The organism is Pseudomonas sp. LBUM1640 (genome assembly GCF_059716225.1).
On record NZ_CP166816.1, the window covers coordinates 3,158,329 to 3,182,999 of the forward strand.

Annotated in this window: 23 protein-coding genes; 9 read left to right on the plus strand and 14 right to left on the minus strand. The window is 61.1% G+C overall.

All coding sequences use genetic code 11. The features are described from left to right. Positions 1–121 precede the first annotated feature (121 nt). From ACA065_RS14265 to ACA065_RS14290, 6 genes are all read right to left on the minus strand, one after another. On the minus strand, positions 122–2,749 hold the full coding sequence (locus ACA065_RS14265) for a winged helix-turn-helix domain-containing protein (protein WP_497695064.1): 2,628 nt from the start codon (positions 2,747–2,749) through the stop codon (positions 122–124). A 467-nt stretch (positions 2,750–3,216) separates the two neighbouring features. Continuing rightward, positions 3,217–4,476 carry an NAD(P)/FAD-dependent oxidoreductase gene (locus ACA065_RS14270; protein WP_497695065.1) on the minus strand — a complete coding sequence of 420 codons (1,260 nt, stop codon included), beginning with the start codon at positions 4,474–4,476 and terminating at the stop codon, positions 3,217–3,219. Between the two features lie 3 nt (positions 4,477–4,479). After that, entirely contained in the window at positions 4,480–6,051 is a 1,572-nt protein-coding gene (locus ACA065_RS14275) for an aldehyde dehydrogenase (NADP(+)) (protein ID WP_497695066.1), read from the minus strand. A 58-nt stretch (positions 6,052–6,109) separates the two neighbouring features. Beyond that, entirely contained in the window at positions 6,110–7,057 is a 948-nt protein-coding gene (locus ACA065_RS14280) for a dihydrodipicolinate synthase family protein (RefSeq protein ID WP_497695067.1), read from the minus strand. A 38-nt stretch (positions 7,058–7,095) separates the two neighbouring features. Beyond that, positions 7,096–8,022, minus strand: a complete 927-nt coding sequence (locus ACA065_RS14285) for a 4-hydroxyproline epimerase (RefSeq protein WP_497695068.1) — start codon at positions 8,020–8,022, stop codon at positions 7,096–7,098. A 12-nt stretch (positions 8,023–8,034) separates the two neighbouring features. Next, positions 8,035–9,660, minus strand: coding sequence for an APC family permease (locus ACA065_RS14290; RefSeq protein WP_497695069.1), 1,626 nt, complete (start codon positions 9,658–9,660; stop codon positions 8,035–8,037). Positions 9,661–9,836: 176 nt separating this feature from the next. Here ACA065_RS14290 and ACA065_RS14295 point away from each other — a divergent pair, with 176 nt between their 5' ends. Together ACA065_RS14295 and treS are read left to right on the plus strand one after the other, a co-directional pair. Further along, complete coding sequence (locus ACA065_RS14295; RefSeq protein WP_497695070.1) at positions 9,837–10,595, plus strand: PAS domain-containing protein; 759 nt, start codon at positions 9,837–9,839, stop codon at positions 10,593–10,595. A gap of 86 nt (positions 10,596–10,681) precedes the next feature. Further along, positions 10,682–12,748, plus strand: a complete 2,067-nt coding sequence (treS, locus tag ACA065_RS14300) for a maltose alpha-D-glucosyltransferase (RefSeq protein ID WP_497695071.1) — start codon at positions 10,682–10,684, stop codon at positions 12,746–12,748. Here treS and ACA065_RS14305 read toward each other — a convergent pair. After that, positions 12,745–13,644, minus strand: a complete 900-nt coding sequence (locus ACA065_RS14305) for a LysR family transcriptional regulator (protein ID WP_497695072.1) — start codon at positions 13,642–13,644, stop codon at positions 12,745–12,747. The genes treS and ACA065_RS14305 overlap by 4 nt on opposite strands. A 95-nt stretch (positions 13,645–13,739) precedes the next feature. On the opposite strand from ACA065_RS14305, the gene ACA065_RS14310 reads away from it, so the two are divergent. Next, a complete protein-coding gene (locus tag ACA065_RS14310) occupies positions 13,740–14,417 on the plus strand; it encodes a nitroreductase (protein WP_497695073.1) in 678 nt (225 codons plus the stop codon). 110 nt (positions 14,418–14,527) lie between these two features. Here ACA065_RS14310 and ACA065_RS14315 read toward each other — a convergent pair whose 3' ends face one another. The 5 genes from ACA065_RS14315 to ACA065_RS14335 all read right to left on the minus strand — a co-directional run bounded on the left by ACA065_RS14315 (position 14,528) and on the right by ACA065_RS14335 (position 17,036). Further along, positions 14,528–15,133 carry a cysteine hydrolase family protein gene (locus ACA065_RS14315; protein ID WP_497695074.1) on the minus strand — a complete coding sequence of 202 codons (606 nt, stop codon included), beginning with the start codon at positions 15,131–15,133 and terminating at the stop codon, positions 14,528–14,530. A gap of 248 nt (positions 15,134–15,381) precedes the next feature. Then, complete coding sequence (locus tag ACA065_RS14320) at positions 15,382–16,089, minus strand: 2OG-Fe(II) oxygenase (RefSeq protein WP_497695075.1); 708 nt, start codon at positions 16,087–16,089, stop codon at positions 15,382–15,384. Then, positions 16,086–16,349, minus strand: coding sequence for an Ada metal-binding domain-containing protein (locus tag ACA065_RS14325; RefSeq protein ID WP_497695076.1), 264 nt, complete (start codon positions 16,347–16,349; stop codon positions 16,086–16,088). The genes ACA065_RS14320 and ACA065_RS14325 overlap by 4 nt, the downstream gene beginning before the upstream one ends. Next, on the minus strand, positions 16,339–16,602 hold the full coding sequence (locus ACA065_RS14330) for a hypothetical protein (protein ID WP_497695077.1): 264 nt from the start codon (positions 16,600–16,602) through the stop codon (positions 16,339–16,341). Before ACA065_RS14330 ends, ACA065_RS14325 begins: the two co-directional genes overlap by 11 nt. Positions 16,603–16,754: 152 nt before the next feature. Further along, a complete protein-coding gene (locus tag ACA065_RS14335) occupies positions 16,755–17,036 on the minus strand; it encodes a hypothetical protein (RefSeq protein ID WP_497695078.1) in 282 nt (93 codons plus the stop codon). 312 nt (positions 17,037–17,348) lie between these two features. Between ACA065_RS14335 and ACA065_RS14340 the strand changes: the two genes are divergently transcribed. Continuing rightward, complete coding sequence (locus tag ACA065_RS14340) at positions 17,349–18,059, plus strand: glycosyltransferase family 2 protein (RefSeq protein ID WP_497695079.1); 711 nt, start codon at positions 17,349–17,351, stop codon at positions 18,057–18,059. Between the two features lie 3 nt (positions 18,060–18,062). Next, a complete protein-coding gene (locus ACA065_RS14345; RefSeq protein WP_497695080.1) occupies positions 18,063–18,308 on the plus strand; it encodes a hypothetical protein in 246 nt (81 codons plus the stop codon). 9 nt (positions 18,309–18,317) lie between these two features. Here the strand turns inward: ACA065_RS14345 and ACA065_RS14350 are convergent, their stop codons facing one another. After that, entirely contained in the window at positions 18,318–18,554 is a 237-nt protein-coding gene (locus ACA065_RS14350; RefSeq protein WP_497695081.1) for a hypothetical protein, read from the minus strand. 210 nt (positions 18,555–18,764) lie between these two features. Here ACA065_RS14350 and ACA065_RS14355 point away from each other — a divergent pair, with 210 nt between their 5' ends. From ACA065_RS14355 to ACA065_RS14365, 3 genes are all read left to right on the plus strand, one after another. Next, the gene (locus ACA065_RS14355) at positions 18,765–19,604 is read left to right on the plus strand and encodes an SDR family oxidoreductase (protein ID WP_497695082.1); all 840 of its coding nucleotides are present in this window, start codon (positions 18,765–18,767) and stop codon (positions 19,602–19,604) included. Positions 19,605–19,774: 170 nt separating this feature from the next. After that, a complete protein-coding gene (locus ACA065_RS14360) occupies positions 19,775–21,493 on the plus strand; it encodes a hydrogenase maturation protein (protein ID WP_497695083.1) in 1,719 nt (572 codons plus the stop codon). A gap of 125 nt (positions 21,494–21,618) precedes the next feature. Then, the gene (locus ACA065_RS14365) at positions 21,619–22,026 is read left to right on the plus strand and encodes a hypothetical protein (protein ID WP_497695084.1); all 408 of its coding nucleotides are present in this window, start codon (positions 21,619–21,621) and stop codon (positions 22,024–22,026) included. Between the two features lie 124 nt (positions 22,027–22,150). On the opposite strand, the gene ACA065_RS14370 is transcribed toward ACA065_RS14365, so the two are convergent. Next, the gene (locus ACA065_RS14370) at positions 22,151–23,065 is read right to left on the minus strand and encodes a LysR family transcriptional regulator (RefSeq protein ID WP_028616088.1); all 915 of its coding nucleotides are present in this window, start codon (positions 23,063–23,065) and stop codon (positions 22,151–22,153) included. A 287-nt stretch (positions 23,066–23,352) separates the two neighbouring features. Here ACA065_RS14370 and ACA065_RS14375 point away from each other — a divergent pair, with 287 nt between their 5' ends. Beyond that, a complete protein-coding gene (locus ACA065_RS14375; RefSeq protein WP_497695085.1) occupies positions 23,353–24,375 on the plus strand; it encodes a zinc-dependent alcohol dehydrogenase family protein in 1,023 nt (340 codons plus the stop codon). Positions 24,376–24,671 lie beyond the last annotated feature (296 nt).

Genomic DNA, 24,671 nt, shown 5'->3' on the forward strand with positions numbered 1-24,671 from the left:
CGAGAGTCTCTCGCTGGCGTTGACGGATGCTAGGGCGCGCTGCTCGGCGCAGGCTACGAGCAGGGCGGGTAGGTGATGGAGATTTGGGCGAGTCGACTACCCGTATGGGTAGGTTGGTGGGTCAATGCGGCGCGTCGAGCAGGCCCAGACGCAACGCGGCGGCCGTGGCGGCGGTGCGGCTGTCGACACGGAGCTTGGTAAACACGTGCTTGAGATGAAATTTCACGGTGTTTTCGGAAATATCCATCGCCAGCGCAATGGCTTTGTTCGACTGGCCTTCAACGAGCAAGGTAAGGATCTGTGTCTCCTTGGCACTGAAAGACATACGTGAGCGCACAGGGTGGGCGCGCCACCCGCGCAGGCGGGTGATGATCGCGTGTTGGCGGTGTGCGGTGTCGGCGCAGGCTTCCAGCGCGGGCAGTATGCAAGGCCCGGCTTCCAGTAGCAGGCCGGGCAATGCCTGGGCCGGGATCGCTGCAAAAATCCCGCTTTGCTCAGCGCGATGGCCTTTGCCGTGGGCCGCCAAGGCGAGCAGTTGCAGGCGCCAGGCTGGCAGCAGCAAGCCGCGCTCCTGAAAGCTTCTGGCCGCCTGTTGCAGGCGATTGAGTGCGTCAGCGGATGCCCCCGTTGCGAACTGCAGCCTGGCCAGTGCCAAGGTGGCGGCCTCATGGTTGCGCCAGTCATCAAGGTTTTTCGCGGCGCTTTCCAGATGATTCGCGACGGCCTCCTGACGCGCTTGCGTCAAGGCGCCGGCTTGCACCAGCAGATCGACTCGCCACGCGTTGACCAAGCCGGTCAAGCGCTGCCAGTTGCGCGCGGTGGCGAGTTGGCCCACTTGGGCAAGTTCCAGTAAGGTCGGCTGCAGGCCAAGGTTGCGCAGTGAGGTGCGCCATGCCACTTCGGCGGTCACGGCGGCGACATCCAGCCAGCCTTCGGTGTGCTTGAGAGAAGCCCAACCGTCGCGCAGCCAAGGTGTTGCCTCGGCCCAGGCGCCTCGCCAATACAGGTGCTGCGCCTTGAGGCAGCCCGCCACAGCTCTCACGGAACTCTCGCTGCCGAATTGGGTGTCGGCAATGGTCACCGTGGCGTCGACCAACTGCGCCGACAGATGGATATCACCTGCCAAGGCGAGGATTTGCGTCTCATGGATTCGACAGTAATTCTCACCCCGTGGGTTGGCGGCCGCACGCATCTTGACATGTGCCGAGCGGACCCGTTGCAGGGCCTCGGGCAGTTGCCCCTGCTTCATGGCCTGAATGGCATAAATGCACTCCAGCGTCGCAGCGGTGAGCAGGTTGTCGTCTGGCTCTTTTTCGCAATGGAGCAGCTCGAAGCGATCGACGTAGACATTCGCCAACGCCTGGATCACATGAAAACCTCGCGCCAGTCGTCGGTCTGCCTGGACGCGGTCCCTTGCCAAATCGAGCAATTGGCTGGCAAGCGCGTGTTCACCGAGCTTGGCGTGTAAATACACCTGAAGCAGCAAAAGGTCGGGTTCGGTGCCGAGGGTTTTTTTGTCGAATTGGCGCAGCAGGCTTTCTGAGTAGCGGATACCGTTGTGCAGTACCAGCTCCCAACCGCCGGCTTGTATCAGCAGGTCCACGGCCAGTCGGATGTCGTGTGCGCGCAATGCATAGCTGATCGCTTGCAACCAGTCCCGTTCCTGTGCCAGCCATCGAGCTGCCGCCTGAAGGATGTTGTGGGCGGTTTTGGCGTCAATGTTCTGATTGAGAAAATCCTGGAAAAGCCGGTGGTGACGAAACCACTGACGGTCGGCATCCAGAGGTACGAGCAGGGCGTCCAGATGCGTCAGCTGCGCTAGCAATTGCGCACTGTCGCTACGGCCACGTACTGCGTCGGCCAGCTCGGCGTTGAAGCGCTGCAGCAATGCCATGTCCCGCACAAACGCCTGGCATTCAACGGACAGACGCTGCACTACTTGCCCGGTCAGGTAATCGGCCATGTCGGTGACACGACCGGAGAACGCATTCAAGCCATACAGCGATGTCTCGCCACTGCCGCGCCATAGCCTGGCCAGTTGCACGGCCACCGCCCAGCCTTCTGTTCTTTCGTGCAGCTCATGCAGCTCTGCGGTCGGTATTTCGGGGCCCAGGATGGTCGCGGTCTCGGCGGGTGTTAACGTCAATGCCTGGGCGGATATTTCGTGCACCCAACCGTTGGCTTTCCATTGCGCGAGGGGCCAGCCAGGCCGTTGCCGGGCACTGACCACCCAATCGAGCCATGGCGTGGCCTGTTCCAGCAGCGATTGAACGATGGGGTCGAGTTTAGGGTTTGACGCCGTGTGATAGTCGTCAAGAAACAGGGTGACTCTTCGGTTTTCACGCGCCATTGCCTGGAGCAAGGCAGTGATCGTGCGCTCCGGCTGCATATCCAGTGATTGCGCGTGCGCCAGGCTTGAAAGGTGCCCAAGATCAAGGCCTGCATGTTCCAGCGTCAGGATCAGGTAAGACAAGAAGCGATTGGGGTCGCCGTCGGCCTCATCCAGTGACAGCCAGGCGATGGTCGCAGGGGGTGTGGCTGACAGCAGGGCTTGGCGCCACTGCATCATTAGCGTCGTTTTGCCGAAGCCGGCAGGCGCGATCACCAGCACCACAGGGCTCCTTGCACGCTGGCTGAACGAGGCCAGCAAGGCCGAACGAGGCAACGCTGTCAGCAGTGTCAACGGTGGCGTCAGCTTGCCAACCCAACACCAGGCATTGGAGGCGGCGGATGAGGGCTTTTTTTTCATGGCAGCGGTCTCGCACGCAAAGAGTTGCGTTGGTTTTATCAGCTACTTTTTGCCTTGGACCGGATGAATCGTGACCTGATGTTTACGCAGGGCGAATGTGGGCGGCGCACCGCCAGAAGCACCACGTATTTGGCACAATGCTATCGCGCTAAACCTGTGTTCCAGCTGGGTTGTGGCGAACAGGCGGGGACCTGTGAAAGCGTTCCTACTCACATCGCCGGACATTTCTGATTTTTGCGTGCGCCATGCACCGTGCCTTGGAGCAGTGACTGATTGAATGGGAGAACCCTCTGTTTTGTGGCTCAACTTTCAGCCAAGGCATACAGCCTGCCAACCGAAGCAGGTTGGATGTGGGAGCTGGCTTGTTGGATCGCCGCACCGCTGCGATGCAGACGACTCGGTCTTTGAGTTACACCGAAGTGATGCCATCGCAGGCAAGCCAGCTCCCACCTTGGCCTTAGGTCTTCTCAAAATCGATCCAAGCGATACGGCGCAAGCGCCGGTAGGCCGGAAAGTGTGGTGTTGGCAGCAGCCAACTGCACCACCATCTCCGCCGTCACCGCCGCTTGCGTCAGCCCCAGATGCTGATGCCCAAACGCAAGCAGCACTTTGCCGTCGCACACCCGATCAATGATCGGCAGCGAGTCGGGCAGGGAAGGGCGAAACCCCATCCACGGCGTGGCACCTTGCGCGCTGAGGTCGTGGCGAAACAACCCCTGGCTCAGCCGGTGCAGTTGCCAGGCGCGTTGCATGTTCGGCGGGCGCTTGAGGCCGGCGAATTCGACGGTGCCGGCCAGGCGCAGGCCATCGGCCATGGGCGTCATGATGAATTTGCGCTCCCATGAGGTGACGGCAAAGGGCAGGCGTTGTTGCTCCTGGGGCAGCATCAAGTGGTAGCCGCGCTCGGTGTCCAGCGGCACGGTTTTGCCGGTGAGTGCGGCAGTCAGTTTGGCCGAATGTGCGCCGCAGGCAATCAGCACCTGGCGCGTGGTGAGCGGGCCTTGATCGGTGATCAACGACACGCCATCCAGTGTCAGGCGCCCATCCAAAACGCGCTGCTTGAGAAACCGCACCCCTTCGGCCTTGGCTGCTGCGACCAATTCGCAGACCACTTTGTGCGGGTCGAGAAAATGCCCGGTACTGGGGAAAAACAAGCCGCCTTGTACTGCCTCGCTCAACTGCGGCGCGGCCTTGCGCACCGCAGTGCTCGACCAGAACTCCACCGGCACGTTTTGTTGCTGCATGCGCTGTTGCAATGCATCGATGGCCTCGCGCGATTCGGCGCGTTCAAACACCAGTAACGAGCCGTCTTCACGCAACAGGTGTGGGCGGTCAATCACCTGCAGCAAGCGTTGCCAGGCGCCCAGGCTGCTTTCATTCAGCGCACGAATACCCGCCACGGTGCGCCCATAGTTGGCCGGGCGCAGGTTCAGCAGCAGGCGTACAAACCAGGGCAGGGCGCGGGGCAGGTATCTCCAGTCCAGGCGCAGCGGGCCCATCGGGTCCATCAGCATTGCGGGCAGGCGCTTCAGGATCGACACATCGGCGATGGGAAACACCTGCTCGGTCGCCAGGTGCCCGGCATTGCCGTACGAGGCGCCCATGCCGGGCTCCTGCGGGTCGATGACCACCACGCACTGGCCGTGTCGCGCCAATTGCAGGGCGCAGGCAACGCCGATAATGCCGGCGCCGACCACGGCGATATCGCCAGTGTTGGAATCTGGCATGGCCTAAGCCTCTCTCTGGCCGTCGAGCAAACGCCGTAACCGCAGCGGGTTGTCGTGTTGCAGCGCGCCAGGCAGCAGGCTGTCCGGGAAGTCCTGATAGCACACCGGGCGCAGGAAACGCAGGATCGCCGCCGTGCCGACCGAAGTGCTGCGCGAATCCGAGGTGGCGGGGAAAGGGCCGCCGTGGACCATGGCGTCACACACTTCCACGCCGGTCGGCCAGCCGTTGACCAGCAAGCGCCCGGCTTTGCGCTCAAGCACCGGGAGCAACGCCTTGGCGCGTGCCAGGTCATTCTCATCCACGTGCAGAGTGGCAGTCAGTTGGCCTTCCAAATGTTCCGAGACCTGGCGTACTTCTTCGTCGTTGGCGCACACAACCACCAACGAAGCGGCGCCGAACACCTCCGCTTGCAGGTGTTCATCGGCCAAAAACGCCTTGGCCTGGGTGACGAACAGGTGCGCCTGGCACTGGTTAGGGCCTGCGGCCGCTGCGCCTGTTGCGACCACCTGGGCATGGTCTGCCAGCGCGCCCACACCGGTTTGGTAAGCACTGAAAATACCCGGCGTCAGCATGGTCTGCGCCGCACAACCTGGCAGCAGCTGGCTCGCTGTGGCGATAAAGCGCTCAAGTGTGCTGCTGGCGACGGCAATGACCAAGCCCGGGTTGGTGCAGAACTGCCCGGCGCCCTGGGTCAACGACGCCACAAACCCCTGCGCCAGCCCGTCGGCCCGCGCCTGCAGCGCGGCGGGAAACAGATACACCGGGTTGATCGAACTCATCTCGGCATACACCGCAATCGGCTCCGGCCGCGCCTGCGCCGCCCGGGTCAGGGCCACGCCACCGCTGCGCGAGCCGGTAAACCCGACGGCCTTGATACGCGGGTCGGTGACCAGCGCAATGCCCACCTCGCGACCGGAACCGTACAACAACGAAAACACGCCTTGCGGTAAACCAGCGTCATTAACGGCCTTGGCCACTGCGCGACCGACCAGCTCGCTGGTGCCGGGATGGGCGCTGTGGGCCTTGACGATCACCGGGCAACCGGCCGCCAGTGCCGAGGCGCTATCGCCGCCCGCCACCGAGAACGCCAACGGGAAATTACTCGCGCCAAACACCGCCACCGGCCCGAGAGGCACATGGCGTTGACGCAGGTCTGCACGCGGCAGCGGCTGGCGTTCAGGTTGCGCGGTGTCCACGCGCACATCCAGCCATTCACCGGCGCGCACGGTGCGGGCGAAGGTGCGCAACTGCCCGCAGGTGCGGCCGCGTTCGCCGTGAATACGCGCGCGCGGCAGGCCGGTTTCGGCCACCGCGCGGTCGATCAATGCATCGCCCAAGGCTTCAATGTTGTCGGCAATCGCCTCAAGAAACGTGGCGCGATCAGCCAACGCGGTCTCGCGATAAGTGTCGAACGCAGCCCACGCCAAGGCGCACGCCTGTTCGACATGCTCGCCATTGCCACCGGCATAGGCGGGTTCCAAGGGGGTGTCGGTGGTGGGGTTGATGGCCCGGATCGCTTCGCGATGGCCGCCGATACTTTGCTGACCGATCAGCATCTTGCCCGTCAGAGTCATGGCATCGTCCTGGAAAAAAGGGGGTTAGCCGCTGTGAGCACCACAGCGGCGCGCAAGGTCAGGCGAGGTTCTGTTCCGCCGACCAGTTCGCGTACCACTGGCGGAACAGCGCGTACTGGTGCTCGGCGTAACGACGCTGGGCATCGCTGAGCACGTCGGTTTGGTTGAAGTGCAGTGCGTAGCCGTTGTCACCGTTGAGCACCATCAGGTGTTTGTAATACAGCACCAGGTCGCAGCCTTCGTCGAAAGACGACAGCACGGCCAGCGCCGCTTCCAACTCGCGGGCCAGGCGCCGCGCCTTGGCGTCGCCTTTGGCGGCTTGTTTGCTCAGGGCCACCAGTTGCAGCACTTCGCGTGGCAGGGCATTACCGATGCCGGTGATCGCGCCGGTAGCGTTGCAGTTGACGAAACCGTGCACCACCTGGGTGTCGACGCCGACCATCAGGGTCACGTTATCGTCCTGGGAGGTGATATTTTCCGCCGCGTAGCGCAGGTCGGCAGCGCCGCCGAATTCCTTGAAGCCGATCAGGTTCGGGTGTTCGCTGCGCAGTTCAAAGAACAGGTCGGCGCGGGTGGCAAAGCCGTAATACGGGCTGTTGTAGATCACCGCGGGCAGGTTTGGCGCGGCCTTGAGGATGGCCGAGAAGTGCGCCTTTTGCGCGGTGGCCGAAGCGCCACGCGACAGCACGCGCGGGATCACCATCAAGCCATGCGCGCCGACGTTGGCCGCATGCGCGGCGTGAGCCACCGCCTCACGGCTGTTCACGGCGCCAGTGCCGACGATGGTCGGCACACCGGCGCCCACCAGGCGTGCCACGCCTTCCTGGCGCTCGGCTTCGGTGAGCAACGGCCAATCACCCATGGAGCCGCAGTACACCACGGCGCTCATGCCGATATCGATCAGTTCGCGGCCCTTGGCCACCAGGGCATCGAAGTCCGGCTTGCGCTCACGCGTGCACGGGGTCATCAAGGCGGGGATGCAGCCGGTGAAGATGTTGTCGCTCATTGTTCTAACTCCAGCGTTCAGTTAAATAAGGCCTGGGCTCAGATGCCCCAGGCGAAAGGGTCCTGCTCGTCGATCAGCAAGGTGCTGTCGGCGGTCATGTAGGCGCGGCCGGTGATGAAGGGGCGCACGCGTTCGCCGTCCCATTCATAACGGCCTTCGAATTGGCTGCCGGTGATGCTGGCTTGTACCCAGGTGGCGCCGGGCGCGAGTTTGCCGTCGGCGGCCAGGCACGCGAGCTTGGCGCTGGTGCCGGTGCCGCACGGCGAGCGGTCGTAGGCTTTGCCGGGGCACATCACGAAGTTGCGGCTGTTGGCGTTTGGGTCGTCTGCGAACAGTTCGATATGGTCGATCAGCGCACCGTCTGCACCGTGGACACCTTGATTTTCCAGGGCCTTGAGCATCGCCCAGGTGTAGTCGGTGAGGGCGTCGACATTGTCCATTTCAAGCGTTTGCCCATGCTGCGACACCAGGAAAAACCAGTTGCCGCCCCAGGCAATGTCGCCGTAAACCACGCCAGTGCCAGGCACGTCCACCGCCACCTGATGACGATGGCGGTAGGCGGGCACGTTGCGCAGGGTCACGCTGCCGTCTTCGTGCAAGGTGGCCGCGACGGGGCCGACCGGCGTGTCGAGGGTGTGCACGCCGGGCTGGATACGGCCCAGGTGGTGCAACGAGGCGACCAACCCGATGGTGCCGTGGCCGCACATGCCCAGGTAGCCGGCGTTGTTGAAGAAGATCACCCCGCAGGTGGCGCCGGGCGTGACCGGTTCGCAGTACAGCGCGCCGACCAGTACGTCATTGCCACGCGGCTCCAGCAGGCAGGCGCGGCGCCATTGGTCGTGCTCGGTGCGCAGGTTGTCGAGTTGGTCGGCAATGCTGGTGCCGGTGAGCGCAGGAAAACCGCTCATTACCAGCCGTGTCGGTTCGCCGCCGGTGTGGGAGTCGATGACATTCAGGCGCTTCATAAAACGCTCCATTCAGTAAGTGGCCGGGGCCAAGGGCGCAGCGTGGCGAGGCGTGCTGACGGCTTCGCTTTCGTCGTCTTCACTTTCCAGGCGCACCAGGTGCGCCGGCACGCCGGTGGCAGCCCCCCAGTAATAGATGCCCAAGGCGCAGGCCGCGACCACCAGCGTGTCGAACGGGTGGCTGAGCACGCCGATGCCACCGAAGCTGCCGAGCTTGGAGAGCAGAATGGTCACCGCGTAGAAGCCGATCAGCCACGCCGAGGAACGCACTTGCTGCTTGATATTCAGGTGCGCCGTCGGCACCCAGCGGGCGCACAGCAGGTACACCACAAACATCAGGATTTGCAGGCCGAGCAGCCACGACACCGTGCTCCAGCCTGACCAGTACACGATCAGCGCGGCAATGATGAATGACAGCGGGCCGAGCACCGCCATGCCCTTGACCCGGAACGGCCGCGCCATCTGCGGTGCATTGCGGCGCAGCGCGGCGACGGTCACCGGGGCAACGGCGTAGCTTAAGATCAACGCCGCCGACACCACATTGATCAGCGCTTCCCAGGACGGAAACGGCAGGGTCCAGAACACCGACAGCCCAAAGGTCAGCCACAGTGCCGGGCGCGGAATACCGGATTTTTCATCGATACGCGTGAAGACCTTGAAGAACGTGCCGGTCTGCGCCCAGCCATACACCACGCGCGGGGTGGCGTTCATGTAGATATTGCCGCAGCCGCTGGGCGAGATCACCGCGTCGGCCACCACCAGGTAGGCCAACCAGCCCACGCCCAGCGCGAGGGCGATATCACGATATGGCAGCGCCAGTTCCTTGCTGATTCCGGCCCAACCGTTGGCAAGCATCTCGGTCGGGACGCCGCCAAGGAACGCGGTTTGCAACAGCACATAAATCGCCGTCGACAGCAGTACGGAGAGGATCAACGCAATCGGAATAGTACGTTGCGGGTTCTTCACTTCACTGGCCACCGAGATGATCGGCGTGAGGCCCAAGTACGCAAAGATCACCCCGCCGGCCGACACGGCCATCTCAATGCCCGACAGCCCGAACGGCGCAAACCCCTGCACCTGAAAATTCGCCGGCTTGAAGAAGGTGAACAGCACGCCAATCACCAGCAGCGGCACGATGAACTTGAACACGCTCACCAGGTTATTGGCGATGGCGAAGGTTTTCACGCTGCGGTAGTTGAGGATAAAGAACAGGCACAGCAAAGCGAATTGCATCAGCCAGCCGAGGGTAGTCGGGTCGCTGGAACCGGCCTTGGTCAGCTCGGGAAACCAGGCGGCGGCGTATTGGCGCGAGGCGACCACTTCAATCGCCACCAGGCTTGAAAACGCAATCAGCGTGATAAACCCCATCAGGTAGCCCAGCAACGGGCCATGGGAATACACCGGGTAACGCACCACGCCACCGGCGCGGGGCAGGGCGGCGCCCAGTTCGCAGTACACAATGCCCAACAGCAGCACGGCGAAACCGCCGATCAGCCAGGAAATAATCCCCGCAGGCCCGGCGATGGCCGAGACGTGGCTGGCCGCAAACAGCCAGCCCGAACCAAAGATGGCGCCCAGCCCGATAAAGGTGAGGTCCATCAGTGAAAGTTGTTTCTTGAACTTGCCTTGAGCAGACATGGCGGCGCCTTGTTGTGAGTTATTGGATAGGCAGGTAGTGGCCCTATCCTGAACGCATCAAGGGCGTGGCGATTGATGTTTTGCGTGTGTGTGGATGACGAATTCGGCACAGTTTGCCGCGCTCGACAGTCACATCGGCATGCGGCAATCTGCTCAAAAAACGGGGAGACCAGTTCATGTTGCCAAGCGCGTTTGCGAGCCTTTTTCAGGCGAATCGCCCCCACAACATGCAGCAGCTGTTGGCAGGCGTGGCGCAGCTGTTGCCGATGCTGGATGTGATCCCCAACGCCGCGATTTTTATCAAGGATATTGAGGCGCGCTACGTGCTCGCCAACCGCACGCTGGTGCAACGCTGCGGCCTCAAGCAGCTGCAACCGCTGCTGGGCAAGACCAGCGCCGAAGTGTTCCCGGCGCAACTTGGGCCGGGTTATACCGAGCAGGACCGGCGTGTGCTGGAGCAGGGTTTTGTGCTTGAGGACCAGCTGGAACTGCACCTCTATGGCACCCGCGAACCCGGCTGGTGCCTGACGCACAAATGGCCCCTGTACAGTGATGACGGCCAGATCATCGGCCTGGCGGGTATTTCGGTCGACCTGCAAACCGCCAGCGAAACCCACCCGGCGTACCAGCGCCTGGCCGCCGTGGATGAATACATTCGAACGCATTTCAACCGGCGCGTCAGCCTCGGTGAACTGACGCGCATCGCGGGGATTTCCGTGGCGCAGCTGGAACGCTACTGCAAGCGCGTGTTCCACCTGACGCCGCGGCAGATGATCCAGAAAGTACGCCTGGAACATGCGCACCGGTTGCTGCATACCGATCTGCCGATCACCGACGTCGCGCTGCAATGCGGCTACACCGACCACAGCGCGTTTACTCGCCAGTTCAAGGCATTGACCGGGTTTACGCCGAGGCAATATCGACAGTTGGAGTAGTTACCGGCGTTGCAATGCAACGAATCGCCCCCGTCGCCGCTCCTATGCTTACGAGTAACCTTTTCACGCATACAGGTAATGGGCTTATGACGGCGGCGGACAACGATCATGTGAACTGGCTGGTTGAGCAATCGATGCTGCACGCGGCGCGCCAGCGCGCCAAGCTCTATTCGGGCCAGGGCCGCTTGTGGCAGCAGCCGTACGCGCATACCCGGCCGCGTGATGCTACCGCCTTGTCGTCGGTGTGGTTTACCGCGTACCCGGCCTCGATTGTGACCCGTGAAAACGGCACGGTACTCGAGGCGTTGGGGGATGAAAGCCTGTGGCACGCGCTGTCGAAAATTGGCATCCAGGGCATTCACAACGGCCCGCTGAAGAAGTCCGGTGGGCTGTCCGGTACGCGGCATACGCCGACCATCGACGGCAATTTTGACCGCATCAGTTTTGAAATCGACCCGCAGCTGGGCACCGAGGCGCAGTTGCAAGCCCTGACGCGCATGGCCGCCGCGCACAATGCGGTGATCATCGACGACGTGATCCCGTCGCACACCGGCAAAGGCGCGGATTTTCGCCTGGCCGAAATGGCGTACGAGGACTATCCCGGCCTCTATCACATGGTGGAAATCCGCGAAGAAGACTGGCCGATGTTGCCCGACGTCGCCGAAGGCCGTGACGCGCAGAACCTCAGCCCCTTGCAGGTGGATGCGCTGCGTGACAAGCATTACATCGTCGGCCAGCTGCAGCGGGTGATCTTTTTCGAGCCTGGGGTGAAGGAAACCGACTGGAGCGCAACCCCAGTGGTGGTCGGCGTGGACGGCAAGCCTCGGCGCTGGGTCTACCTGCATTACTTCAAGGAAGGCCAACCGTCGCTGAACTGGCTGGACCCTTCGTTCGCGGCGCAGCAGATGATCATTGGCGACGCCTTGCATGCAATTGACGTGATGGGGGCCAAAATCCTGCGCCTGGACGCCAACGGCTTCCTGGGTGTGGAGCGCAAGCTGGAGGGCGGTGCGTGGTCGGAAAGCCATCCGCTGTCGATCACCGGCAATCAGCTGCTGGGCGGCGCGATTCGCAAGGCCGGTGGGTTCAGCTTTCAGGAGTTGAACCTCACCGTCGACGACATCGCCGCCATGTCCCATGGCGGCGCCGACCTTTCCTATGACTTCATCACGCGCCCGGCGTACCAGCATGCGTTGCTGATGGGCGACACCGAGTTTCTGCGCCTGATGCTGCGCGAGATGCACAGCCAGGGCATCGACCCCGGTTCGTTGATCCATGCGTTGCAGAACCACGATGAGCTGACCCTGGAACTGGTGCACTTCTGGACCTTGCACGCCCACGACAGCTACCTCTTTCAGGGCCAGACGTTCCCCGGCAACATTTTGCGCGAGCATATCCGCGAACAGATGTATGAGCGCCTGGCTGGCGAGCATGCGCCGTATAACCTCAAGTTCGTCACCAACGGCGTGTCTTGTACCACCGCCAGCATCATCACCGCAGCCTTGGGTATTCGTGACCTGGATGCGATTACGCCGGCCGATATCGAGCAGATCCGGCAGATCCATTTGTTGTTGGTGATGTACAACGCCATGCAGCCCGGGGTGTTTGCCTTGTCGGGCTGGGACCTGGTCGGTGCACTGCCGTTGGCGGCCGATGAAGTCGCGCATTTGATGGCCGATGGCGATACCCGTTGGGTGCATCGCGGCGCCTACGACCTGGTGGACCTGAACCCCGAGGCCGAACTGTCGGCGGGGCAGATGCCGCGCTCGAAAACCTTGTATGGCAGCCTCAACAGCCAGTTACAGGACCCGCAGTCGTTCGCCTCGCAGCTGCAAAAAATCCTCGCGGTGCGCGGTGCCTACGGCATCGCCGCCAGCCGGCAGATTCTGGTGCCGGATGTCGAGCATCCGGGCTTGCTGATCATGGTTCACGAATTACCGGCCGGGAAGGGCACGCAGATTACCGCGCTCAACTTCGGCGCCACCGCGATCACCGAGACCCTGCACTTGCCCAATATCGCGCCGGGCCCGGTGGTGGACATCATCAATGAACGGGTTGAGGGCGATCTGACTGCCGAAGGTGAATTCACCATCACGCTGGATGCTTACGAGGGCCTGGCGCTGCGGGTGGTCAGCCATTCGCCGATGCTTTAGGGGCCGAAGGCGCTGATCGACGCATCGATAAAATGCCGCAGTTTTGCGGTGCGCTGGCGGTCAGCCGGGTAAATCAGGCTCATGGGTTTTGACGGGCCTTCGTAAGTGGGCAGGACACGCACCAATTGGCCGCTGGCCAGTGCGGGGGCGAGCAGGTCGAGCGCCGCCATCACGATGCCGAAACCGGCGATGGCGGCCTTGAGCTGCGCGTCGGCGCTGTTGACCCGCAAGCGACTGCCGACCTGCACCGGATAGGCTTTGCCGTGGCGGGTGAACACCCATTGTTTGTCCATCACCCGGTCGCTGAACACATAGCCCAGGCACGCGTGGCTGGCCAGTTCACTGGGCTGCAGCGGCGTGCCGTGCGCCTGCAAGTACGCCGGGGCGGCGCACACCAGCAGTTGGTAAGGACGTAGCGGGCGCACCACCAGGCTGGTGCTGTCGGCGATGCCGGGTTCGCCGATGCGAAAGGCCACTTCAACGCTCTCTGCAATCAGGTCGACGTAGCGATCGGTGAGGTCCAGGTCGATTTCTACTCGCGGATGCTGCGCCAAAAATTGGTTGATCACCGGCATCAAGCTCTGCGCGCCGAAGTTTTGCGGCGCGCTGATCTTCAGTGCGCCCATGGGCTGGGCGTGGGTCTCCAGGGCTAATGCATCAGCCGCTTCGACGTCGGCCAGCACACGCACACATCGCGCGTAGTAGGCACGGCCGAACTCGGTCAGTTGCTGGCGCCGGGTGGTGCGGTTGAGCAGGCGCACCTGCAGGTGTTGCTCCAAGTGTTCGATGTAGCGCGCGATCATCTGCGGCGAGAGGTCCAGTGTGTTGGCGGCGGCGGCAAAAGAGCCTGCATCGGTGGCGGTGACAAACACCTGCATGGCGCGAAACTTGTCCATCAGCCCTCACTTATAGTTGTTAATGTGCCAATCATCAGTGCATTTATCCTGATTAGGGTGGTGAATAAGCTAGCACCTTTTCCAGGAGAACTCCGATGAACCCGCCAGACATCTTCCAAGACATCGCCCGTAGCCGCCGTGTCACGCGCCAGTTTTTGCCGACGCCGTTGCCGGAACACCAAATCAACGGCGTGCTGCTCGATGCCCAGCACAGCCCGTCGAACTGCAACACCCAACCCTGGCAGGTGCACCTGGTCAGCGGCGAGACCCGCGACCGGCTGTCAGCTGCGTTGCTGGCTGCCGACGACCGTCAGCATTTCACCGCGGATTTTGAGTTCGACATGGCGGCCTACACCGGTGTGTTTGCCGAACGTGCCCAGGCCAGCGGCCGCGCGCGCTATGAGGCGATTGATATTGGCCGCGATGACCACGCAGCCCGCGCAGCCTGCCTGCGGCACAACCTGAAGTTTTTCGACGCGCCGCATGTGGCCTTTTTGTTCATGCCGCAGATCAGCGATTACGTGCGTTCGGCGGGGGATATCGGCATGTATGCGCAGACCTTCCTGCTCTCGTTGCAGGCGCGCGGTCTGGGCGGGATTCCTCAGACATTGTTGGGGATGTATGCCGATACGGTACGAGAAGTGCTGGGCGTGAGTGCGCAGCTGAAGCTGATGTTCGGGATTTCCTTCGGGCATGCTGACCCGCAATCGGCGTCGAATGGCGTGGAGGTGGGGCGCGTGGCGCTGGAGGACAGCGTGGTCAGGCACCGCTAGCGCTGCTTTGTAAGCGTTTTTCTGGCATAAGCGCCCAGGCGCAAACCGCCTGCAACCCTGCGCATCTGCATGGCTGCGCGGTGGGCGACTCAGTCTGAGTCGCCCCTTTTTTATTTGGCGCTCAGCGCTTGCAGAAACGCTGTGTGTGCCAGGGTTTGCGAAAACATCGGCAAGGTAAACTGCTCGGCTGCGTGCTGTTGCTCTTCACTGAACGTGGCGGTGCAATCGGTCAAGGTCACCACGTCATAACCTTTTTCATAGCCTGAACGAACGGTGCCTTCGACGCAGCAGTTAGTCAGGAAGCCGGCGACGACCAGGTTCTGGATGCCGTTGTTACGCAGCACCAGGTCCAGCCCCGTCGTGGCGAAAGCATCCAGCCCGCGTTTGCCCTCGATCACAATATCGGTGGGTTCGCGTTTCAGCGCGTCGGTGATCTCGGCGCCCCAACTGCCGGCGCGAAACGCGTTGCCATCGGCCACGCCTTTGAGGATGCCGTAGGAGCGCGTGGTCAGCTCAGGGTAGCCGTCGGCAAAGTGGATGGGTAAGTGAATGATCTTCACGCCCAGCTTGCGTGCCTGTTCAATCGTGGTGGCGGTGTTTGCCAGCATGTTGGTCTTTTGCATGACGTCTTTCACCGCGTCATGGAACACGCCGCCGGGGGTGGTGAAGTCGTTCTGGTATTCAATCAAAACTATCGCGGTTTTTTGCGGGTGCATGGTAGCTCTCCGATCAATAGGGTTTATTCGTTGCTGCCTTCAATCAGGGCGACGCTGTAGCTCGCACAGTTGCTGGGTAATCTTGTTTTTTAAGCTCATTGCATCACCTCTGCGCGTCAGGCCTTTAATCGTAGGCCAATCACGGCTGATGGGTCGTGTTTGGTGGATGAATTTCCCAAGCGAGCGAGTAACGCCGTGCGGGAGAAGGGCTTCACCGGGGATCGGGGAAGGGGCGCAGCGTAGCGGGTTCATTGGGCGTCGTGGAAGATGATGCCGAGTGTCCTGCGCTCACCCCGATGAAGGCGGCTCACCCCGTGGCGCACACTGACTCGGCAGAACCCTCGCGCGGAGCGCACCGGGCGGCTGTTGACCGCAAAAATGAGTGCCTGGCCCTGTTCCAGGGTGATGACCTCTGCCCGGCCGGGCCTGTTGGCGCCGGTGTGGGTGAGGACGAACTCGCCGCCTTCGAAGTCCAGCCCTGGCTGGTCTAGAAGGAACACCACCTGGAAAGGAAACACCTGCGCGCCGTACAGGTCTTGATGCAGGCAGGTGTAGTCATTTTCCCGATAGCGCAGCATCAAAGGTGTGGGTCTGCATTGGCCTGCTTGATGACAGCGCTGTTTGAACTCGCTGTGGGTGTGCGGGAATCGCTCACTGATCTTCAATGCCGCGTGCCAGCGGTTGGCGACCGGTGCAAGCTGTTGGTACAGGCGCGTTCGAAGGTCTTCAACGATTGGCGGCAGGGGATAGCTGAAGTACTGGTATTCCCCCCGGCCAAACGCGTAGCGCTCCATGACAATACGACTGCGAAAGCGTTTTTCATCCGTGTAGAGCGCAGCCAATTGTTGGCAGGTTTGCCGAGTCAGCAACGGCGGGAGTAAGGCAAAACCTTGGCTCATCAACGCCGCGTCGACCGCTGGCCAGTTGATGTTCTCCACGTCGGTTTGAATGTTCATAGGGCGTTTTTCCATTGACGATAGTCGGCGGGCATACAGACGGCACACGGGCGATAGCCTGCCGCGATGGCGCAGGCTCGATTGAGAAAAAACACGCGGTTTTTCACATACCCTCCGCGCGCGATAGCCTGCAGCGCAGCGCGACAATCCAGCGTGCCGTAGTGTTTGCCGCGACGGTGGCCGCCCAGCCTTCCGGCCTGCAGGCTGAAGTAGGGTTTGCCATCGCTGCCCATCAGCAGCCAGACGGGCTTATCCGTCATGCCCTGGCCCCGGAGCCAGGTGAAAACTGAGCGTAAACCCCAGTTCGTTCCACTGGTTTGCAACCTGCGCGAGCGCAGGATAAAAACCGTGTTCGAGACTACTCAATAAGCCTGAGGATTTCTCACGCCAGTCAGCCTCAGAGCGCGCGCAATGGCCAAGAAAACCGGGCAGTACTGCAAAGCCTTCCTGGTCGAGTTGCAGGCGCAGATTTTGCCATTCCAAACGTTGAGTGGCACAAGCGATACGGTTCATGGCGGCCTCGGGCAATCAGGCGCTGGCGTCAGCAATAGACAGCGCCAGCGCTCAGGCAGGCCAATGTACGGCGTCGCTACGTGGCAAACACTCCGGTTCTTGCGGTGTTAATGGCTGATACGGCTGTGCGAATTGAGGCCGTTTAAAACGCCTTAGTCATCCACTGTAAACGTTACCCAGCCAGGGTCATCGGCCGACTTTTCGATTTCGACAATCACACCGCCTACCGATGAACCGTCCGGCAGGTTGATCACGACACAGTTGGGGTGGCCGGGCCATTGGAGTGGCGTGGCGAAACTCAAGCGCGCAATCGTTGGCTTGTCGCTGCAGGTCAATTGAATACTTACTGACTCATTAAGGTGTTCATCCGAGTGTGTTCCCATGTGACGCGAGGCAGTGATGACACTGGCGATACCGTGATAATCGTAAGGCATGATGGTTGACCTGTTTGAGTGGATGGGGTGTTCAGTCGCGTGGCTTTTTGGGCGAACGCAGCGCGGGCACGGTGAGGCTCAGTGCTTCCACAGGCGTTGGCATCGCGTGGGCGTTTTTCATGGCGAGAAGTCCCTGAGCTCAGGTGCATCAAACACCTGAAGTATGTGAGCCTGTGGCGCGACCGACGTTCCGTTTAATCACCGTGACCTTGTCTGAAGCCGTTGTTTGGCTGCGCCTGCAGATTCTTTAAACCTTCTGCATCAGGGCCCTGTCGATAGCTGTAGACACTTTGCCTGGTGGAGGGAACGTCAATGATAGGGATAGTGATACCTGCCCATAACGAAGAGAGGCACATCAGTGCCTGCCTCGCGTCCGTTCAACGCGCCATTGAGCATCCGGCCCTTGAACATCAACCGGTTACGCTGTTGGTGGTGTTGGACGCGTGTTCCGACGACACGGCCGCACGGGTGTCGGCCATGGGCATTGCCACGCTCCACGTGAGCGTTCGAAACGTGGGCAAGGCCAGGGCATCAGGCGCAGAGCAACTGCTCGAAGCGGGCGCCCAATGGCTTGCATTCACCGACGCTGACACAGTCGTGCCTGAAGATTGGCTAGTGCGTCAGATTGAGTTTGGCGCCGATGCAGTGTGTGGGACCGTCGAGGTCGACAGCTGGAGCGAGTACGGTGAATCGGTTCGTTCACGCTACCTTGAGTTGTACCAGTTCACCGAGAACCACCGCCATATCCACGGGGCCAACCTGGGCCTGAGCGCCGATGCCTATCGGAACGCGGGCGGGTTCCAGCATTTGGCGGCGCACGAGGACGTGCGGTTGGTGGCCGACCTGGAAAGAATTGGCGCGCGGATTGTCTGGACGGCGACCAATCCTGTGGTCACCAGTGCGCGTCGGGACTACAAGTGTCGCGGTGGGTTTGGCGAGTACCTGGCTTCCCTTGTGACGGGCACGGGGCATGTTGGCGGCGAGCCTTGCGCCAGCGCCAACGTTACGCTTGGGGCCGGGTGAGGCGTGGGCCTTATTGACTGGGTGCAGTGGCCGGCGATGGTCGTGACCGTGGTCTCGGCGTGGTTTATCGGCTCTCAGCGACCCCGGCGGCGCATGCTCGCCTTTTGGGGTTTCATCATCAGCAATGTCTTGTGGGTCGCGTGGGGGCTGTACGCGAATGCGTACGCACTGATCACCCTCGAATGCGTGTTGCTGGGCATGAACGCGCGTGGGTTCACAAAGAACCTGCGCGCCAACGGGAGCTCTTGAAGCGCGCGCCTAGTGAGTGCGAAAGTTCTTTTTGCACCCGCGCAGGTTCATCAAGCAGAGGCACACCTGCAGCACGATCAATGCATAGGCCCCGGCGTACACGCCCCAGATAACCCACAAGATATTGCTGACGATAAAGCAGAAAAACCCGGTCATCCTTCGCGCCGGGCGCTGAGAACCGATCAGCCACGCCGCCATCACCGTCACCAGCATGGCGGGCCACTGCACCCAATCCAGATCGTTCAAGCTAACTCCTTCACTCTCTAAGTGCATAAAAGACAGAGGCGGATGTGGCCCAATGATTCAGATTTTTTTCAGGATAGCCTGCGTAACCACTCGTCAGCCCATGTGCCTATTAGTTGAACGCGCATGCTTAGCCCTAGCCAGATACCTCATGTGCGGACGAAAAGCACCTCGTCCAACCCCCTCTTTGTTACCACACACCAGGAGAAAATCATGGCTGTTCTAATTACTGGCGCAGGTACGGGATTCGGCTTTGAAGTTGCCCTCAGGCTGGCCAAGCAAGGCCAGGACGTTATCGCCGGCGTCGAAATCGTCGCGCAGGTGCATGCCCTTGAACAGGAAGCCAAGCGCCGTGGCGTCAGCCTTCGTATCGAGAAGCTTGACGTGACGCACGAAGGCGACCGGCTGAAGGCGGCGCAATGGGATGTCGACGTACTGCTCAATAACGCCGGCATTTCGGAAGGCGGGGCGACCGTCGATATTCCTGCCGAAAACCTGCGCCGTCAGTATGAGGTGAATGTGATCGGCCCATTGATGCTGACTCAGCTCATCGCCAAGAAAATGGCCAACAGGAAAAAGGGCAAGATCGTCTTCATGTCGTCGGTTGCAGGCCTCACGGCCGACCCTTTTGCCGGTGCCTATTCGTCCTCCAAGCACGCGGTGGAAGCCATTGCAGAGTCAATGAGCCTCGAACTCAAGGAGTTCGGCATTGAAGTGGCAACGGTCAACCCAGGGCCGTTTCTGACCGGGTTCAACGACCGGATGTTCGAGTCCTGGAAGACCTGGCAAGACGACCCGGCCACGCGTCTTTTCGACTACAGCAAGCTGGCCTTTGCGCATGAGCAGTACGACCCGGAGCCGGTCTTTGAAACGACCATCGGCGTGATTACCGGCACTATCGACAGCTATCGGAATGTCGAGCCCAAGGAAATTATTGACCCGCAGCGCAAGCAGATGGACGCCGCCTGGACGCGTAAGAGCAGCGAGGGCCTGGGCAAGCGCGCTGAGCTGGTTCAGAAGGCGTACGACATTGAGCCTGGCACACCGGTCTGACACAGGCTGAACCGCCTGCGCCACTGATCGCTCATGAATGACTCGCTGACACAAGATTGATCTCGATCAGGTGGCCTGCCTCGCACGCCCTCTAACCTTGTGCTTCCATCAAAGGCCAGGGAGGGCTCAGTGAGTGTCTCTGGCCGCGCATTCTCAAGGATGAGTCAGCCATGCGGTCATTGAAGATCATGTTATTAGCGTCGGCGTTCAACGGCTTGACCCAGCGGGCCTGGCTGGATTTGCGCCAGTCGGGTCATGTGCCCAGCGTTGTACTGTTCACCGATGCGGCCTCGGTGTGCCAGCAGATCGAGGAATCAGGTGCCGACCTGGTGATCTGCCCCTTTCTGAAAGATCGAGTGCCGCAGCAGCTTTGGAGCAATCTGGATCGCCCGGTGGTGATTATCCATCCGGGTATCGTCGGCGACCGTGGCGCCAGTGCGCTGGACTGGGCCATCAGCCAGCAGGTCAGCCGCTGGGGCGTGACGGCCTTGCAGGCGGTGGAGGAAATGGACGCCGGGCCGGTCTGGTCGACCTGTGAATTCGACATGCCCGCCGATGTGCGCAAATCCGAGCTGTACAACGGCGCGGTGAGTGACGCCGCCCTCTCTTGCATCCGCGACGTGGTGGCAAAATTCGCCAAGGGGTTCGTCCCGGTGCCGCTCGATTACACCCAAGCCAACGTCATCGGGCGTTTGCAGCCGAACATGACACAGGCTGATCGCACCTTCAGTTGGTTCGATTGCGCACGCTTCATCAAACTTAGCATCGACGCCGCCGATGGCCAGCCTGGTGTGCTGGCAAGCCTTCAGGGCGGGCAGTATTACCTCTTCGACGCGCACCTGGATTCACGCCAAGGCACGCCGGGTCAGATCCTAGCGGTACAGGACGACGCGGTGCTGGTGGCGGCCGGTGACCAGAGCCTGTGGATCGGCTCGCTTAAACGCAAAGCCCAGCCAGGGGAGGAAACCTTCAAGCTGCCGGCCCGCCACTTATTGGCTGAGGCGCTGGCCGATATTCCGGTTCTGGATGGCTCCATCGCCAACCCAATGTTCAATGAGCAGGCCTATCAACCGATTCGCTATCGAGAGTCCGGCCATGTCGGCGAGCTGACGTTTGAGTTCTACAACGGCGCCATGAGCACCGAGCAATGCCGGCGACTGGTAGCGGCGCTGCGCTGGGCCAAGGCGCGAGACACCAAAGTGCTGTTGATCAAGGGCGGGCGCGGCAGTTTCTCCAATGGCGTGCACCTCAACGTCATCCAGGCTGCCGACGTGCCGGGCCTGGAAGCCTGGGCCAACATTCAAGCGATCGACGATGTTTGCCACGAACTGCTCACGGCCCGGCAACTGGTGATCAGCGGCCTGACCGGCAGCGCCGGCGCCGGCGGCGTAATGCTGGCGCTGGCCGCCGACATCGTATTGGCCCGCGAGGGTGTCGTCCTCAACCCACACTACAAAACCATGGGCTTATACGGCTCCGAATACTGGACCTACAGCCTGCCACGCGCCGTGGGCAGTGAGGTCGCCCACCAGCTCACCGAAGCCTGCCTGCCGATCAGTGCGTTGCACGCAAAGCAATACGGAATGATCCAGGGCATCGGCCCACGTTGCCCGCACGCATTCAGCCGCTGGCTTTTGCAGCAGGCCGGTAGCGCGTTGACCGATGAGCAATACGCCATGGCCCGCGCACGTAAAGCCGCGATGGAGGTTGCACAGGTTGAACGCTGCCGTGAAGCCGAGCTGGAACAGATGCAGTTGGACATGGTGCACAACCGCCAGCAATTCGCCGAGAAGTGCCGCCACTTCGTGCTCAAGCGTAAAGCCTGCCAGACCCCGCAGCGCTTGATGGCGCCATGGGCAGTGGTGCGTCGGGCGGCGTTGGTTGATTGATAGGCTCGCAGGTTGTGACCTACGAACAGCCCAGAGTTGGCCAGTTATTACTCAAAAATATTTACCGATGCGGGAATAAAAAACATCAAGTTTGTAATTACCCCGGCAGCTAAGTGAGGTATGTAATGAGCAGTGATCGGGAGGCGTTGGAGAAAATTCTAGGCGGCGCCATTGAGCAGCGAGGGCAGCGTGCCGTACCCGGCTTAAGTCCTGTTGAGGGCGTGGAGTTTGTTTACTACGAGGATGATGGCAAGAGTAAGGCAAAGAAGCAGTTCAACGCTCTCCTGGACTCGGCAGGTGTGATAAGGGCCACCAGCGGTGGGGTTGTTTCTGACAGTTGCAAGATTCATCTGCCGGATGGTCTTCAGTTCCATGCTCTCTCTTACCATGGTGATATAGAGGGCTGGCGGGAGGCCGTTGAGGCTGGAGCAAAGGCCCGTGGATTGCTCCTTGCCCGAATTGACGGTGATCAGTTTGTTGTGTCCGATGGGCGCTCGATTGCCCTGTCAGGTTGTAAGGTGCAATTCCCTTGAGCCTGTTTATCTGTTGAGGCGCGGTGCTTCGGGTGGGAGTGTTGCACCGGGCGCTCTGCGTCGGCTTCTTTTGACGCAGAGCGTCATTGCCATCGTTCCCGCGCTGGAGCGATGGCAATGACGACTAAAGACTGTCGGGATCCCCAAAAAACATCTGAATCCGCGACCGCAACCAACGCTCCCCCGGATCATTATCCTGCGACCCACGCCACGCCATGTGCAATTCAAACGAGCGCACCGGCAACGGCGGGTCTTCAGCGCGCAAGCCACCTGCAGACGTCAGCGCCTCAGCCGCATAATCCGGCACGGTCGCCAGGATGTCAGTGCCCGCCAGCAAAGTCCCCAGCCCGTTGAATTGCGGCACGGCCAAGACCACGTGGCGTTTGCGGTCGAGTTTTTCCAGCTCTTCATCAATAAACCCGCTCAGGTCGCCGGCGAACGACACCAGCGCGTGGGGGCGGGCGCAGAAGTCATCCAGGCTCAGCGAGCCGGGCACGCTGTCGGCGCGCAGCAGTTTCGGCAGGCTGCGGCGCAGTACCTTGCGTTTGGCGTTGGCGGGCAGGTCGGCGGTGTAGCTGACGCCGATGGAGATTTCACCGGAGGCCAACAGGCCCGGCATCAGGATGTAATTGACGCGGCGCACCACCAGCACGATGCCTGGGGCTTCGGCACGCAGGCGTTTGAGCAGTTGCGGCAGCAGGGCGAATTCGACGTCGTCGGACAGGCCGATACGGAACACGGCTGTGCTGGTGGCCGGGTCGAATTCGGCGGCGCGGCTGACGGCGGTGGAAATCGAGTCCAGGGCCGGGGAGAGCAGGGCGAAGATTTCCACGGCGCGTGCCGAAGGCTCCATGCTGCGCCCGGTGCGCACAAACAGCGGGTCATCGAACAGACCACGCAGGCGCGACAAGGCCGCGCTGATGGCCGGCTGGCCGAGAAACAGCTTCTCGGCGGCGCGGGTCACGCTGCGCTCATGCATCAGGGTTTCGAATACGATCAAGAGGTTCAGGTCGACACGACGCAGGTCGTTACGGTTCATCTTGTGTCCTGGAAGAGTCAGCATGCTTGACGAGAGCGGCCATACAAGAACCCTTGGGTTCATTTAGAAGCATGACCGGCATGAATCTTACGGGCAAAGGCTGGTACTCTGCACCGGCTAATTGAGTTTTCCTACAGCCCAATTGAGTTTTTCTACACGCGCTGAGGTCAATTCCTCAGTTGCGGAATCAATGACAGGCATGTCGACTATTAACGGCGACCGGTGGTCTTACCCGGAAAGCCCAGATAGAGTTCATGGCATTAGAGGTTACTTTGACGAGGTTTGCGATGTCCCGCACGATTCGTTTTCACAAGTTTGGTCCGGCCGAGGTGCTCAAGTGCGAAGAGCATGTAGCCGCGCAGCCCGCACCGGGCGAAGTGCAGGTGCGTGTCGACGCGATTGGCATCAGTTGGTATGACATTTTGTGGCGCCAGAACCTGGCGTCTTCCCATGCACGTCTGCCGTCCGGCCTTGGCCATGAGATGGCCGGGGTGGTTGTAGCCCTCGGCGACGGCGTGGATGACTTGGCAGTGGGCGATAAAGTGGCCAGTTTTCCGGCCGAGAGCCCCAATGATTACCCGGTGTATGGCGAACAGATCGTCTTGCCCCGTTCGGCCTTGACCCGTTACCCGGATGTCTTGAGCCCGATTGAAGCCAGCGTGCACTACACGCCGTTGCTGATTGCCTACTTTGCGTATGTGGACCTGGCGCGGGTCAAACCCGGTCAATTTGCCTTGGTTACCGACGCCAGCCATTGTGCCGGCCCCTCGTTTGTACAGCTGGGCAAGGCCCTGGGTGTGCGGGTGATTGCCGCGACCAAGGACAGTTCGGAGCGTGAGTACCTGCTGTCCCTCGGGGCAGAAAAGGTGATTGTCACCGAAGAACAGGATTTGCTCATGCAGATCAACAAGTTCACCGATAACCGCGGCGTTGACGTGGTGTTCGATGGCTTGGGTGGCCCGCAGATGTCATTGCTCGGTGATGTGCTGGCGCCGCGTGGCAGCCTGGTGCTCTACGGCCTGCAAGGGGGCAACCAGACGCCATTCCCGGCCTGTGCAGCGTTCCAGAAGAACATTCAGTTCTTTGTGCACTGCATCGGCAACTTCACCGGTAAGCCGGAGCTGGGCATCATTCAGGATCAGGTTGCGTTGCAGCGTGCCTTGCGTGATATCAACCAACTGACGGCCGATCGCGTGCTGGTGCCGCTGAAAACCACGGTGTTTCCATTCAACCAGTTCGTGGAAGCGCACCGTTATATGGACGAATGCCCGTGCCGTGAGCGCGTAGCACTGCAGGTTGAAGCTGTTTGATGTGTAGGAATATTCGCAAAGGAGTATTCCAAGCCCTGGGCGTATGGGGCAAATGCGCCATTTGACAGGGCTTAACCTGCGGGTTGCCCGACGCGGTAAATAACCGCTCGGTCCTGTAAACGATACCTTTCTCCCTGGCGCCGCCCTGAAATTCAGTGCGGCGTCGTTGTGTCTGCGTTATCCGCCTTTCGCCGGATGATCATCTGAACTGGTTTTTGCCTAAGTTCTGTATCTGTTAATCATAATTCCAGCCCTGATAATTGCGTCTTCACTTTCAACTCAAGGATTGAGTAATG

Coding starts and splice junctions, on each gene's coding strand:
- ACA065_RS14320 (WP_497695075.1), bottom strand. CDS start 16,089: ATGAACATTCAAACCGACGTGGAGAACATCAACTGGCCAGCGGTCGAC.
- ACA065_RS14370 (WP_028616088.1), bottom strand. CDS start 23,065: ATGAACCGTAACGACCTGCGTCGTGTCGACCTGAACCTCTTGATCGTA.
- ACA065_RS14365 (WP_497695084.1), top strand. CDS start 21,619: ATGAGCAGTGATCGGGAGGCGTTGGAGAAAATTCTAGGCGGCGCCATT.
- ACA065_RS14305 (WP_497695072.1), bottom strand. CDS start 13,644: ATGGACAAGTTTCGCGCCATGCAGGTGTTTGTCACCGCCACCGATGCA.
- ACA065_RS14360 (WP_497695083.1), top strand. CDS start 19,775: ATGCGGTCATTGAAGATCATGTTATTAGCGTCGGCGTTCAACGGCTTG.
- ACA065_RS14330 (WP_497695077.1), bottom strand. CDS start 16,602: ATGAACCGTATCGCTTGTGCCACTCAACGTTTGGAATGGCAAAATCTG.
- ACA065_RS14310 (WP_497695073.1), top strand. CDS start 13,740: ATGAACCCGCCAGACATCTTCCAAGACATCGCCCGTAGCCGCCGTGTC.
- ACA065_RS14275 (WP_497695066.1), bottom strand. CDS start 6,051: ATGACTCTGACGGGCAAGATGCTGATCGGTCAGCAAAGTATCGGCGGC.
- ACA065_RS14335 (WP_497695078.1), bottom strand. CDS start 17,036: ATGCCTTACGATTATCACGGTATCGCCAGTGTCATCACTGCCTCGCGT.
- ACA065_RS14375 (WP_497695085.1), top strand. CDS start 23,353: ATGTCCCGCACGATTCGTTTTCACAAGTTTGGTCCGGCCGAGGTGCTC.
- ACA065_RS14270 (WP_497695065.1), bottom strand. CDS start 4,476: ATGCCAGATTCCAACACTGGCGATATCGCCGTGGTCGGCGCCGGCATT.
- ACA065_RS14265 (WP_497695064.1), bottom strand. CDS start 2,749: ATGAAAAAAAAGCCCTCATCCGCCGCCTCCAATGCCTGGTGTTGGGTT.
- ACA065_RS14285 (WP_497695068.1), bottom strand. CDS start 8,022: ATGAAGCGCCTGAATGTCATCGACTCCCACACCGGCGGCGAACCGACA.
- ACA065_RS14340 (WP_497695079.1), top strand. CDS start 17,349: ATGATAGGGATAGTGATACCTGCCCATAACGAAGAGAGGCACATCAGT.
- ACA065_RS14315 (WP_497695074.1), bottom strand. CDS start 15,133: ATGCACCCGCAAAAAACCGCGATAGTTTTGATTGAATACCAGAACGAC.
- ACA065_RS14325 (WP_497695076.1), bottom strand. CDS start 16,349: ATGACGGATAAGCCCGTCTGGCTGCTGATGGGCAGCGATGGCAAACCC.
- ACA065_RS14355 (WP_497695082.1), top strand. CDS start 18,765: ATGGCTGTTCTAATTACTGGCGCAGGTACGGGATTCGGCTTTGAAGTT.
- ACA065_RS14280 (WP_497695067.1), bottom strand. CDS start 7,057: ATGAGCGACAACATCTTCACCGGCTGCATCCCCGCCTTGATGACCCCG.
- ACA065_RS14290 (WP_497695069.1), bottom strand. CDS start 9,660: ATGTCTGCTCAAGGCAAGTTCAAGAAACAACTTTCACTGATGGACCTC.
- ACA065_RS14295 (WP_497695070.1), top strand. CDS start 9,837: ATGTTGCCAAGCGCGTTTGCGAGCCTTTTTCAGGCGAATCGCCCCCAC.
- treS (WP_497695071.1), top strand. CDS start 10,682: ATGACGGCGGCGGACAACGATCATGTGAACTGGCTGGTTGAGCAATCG.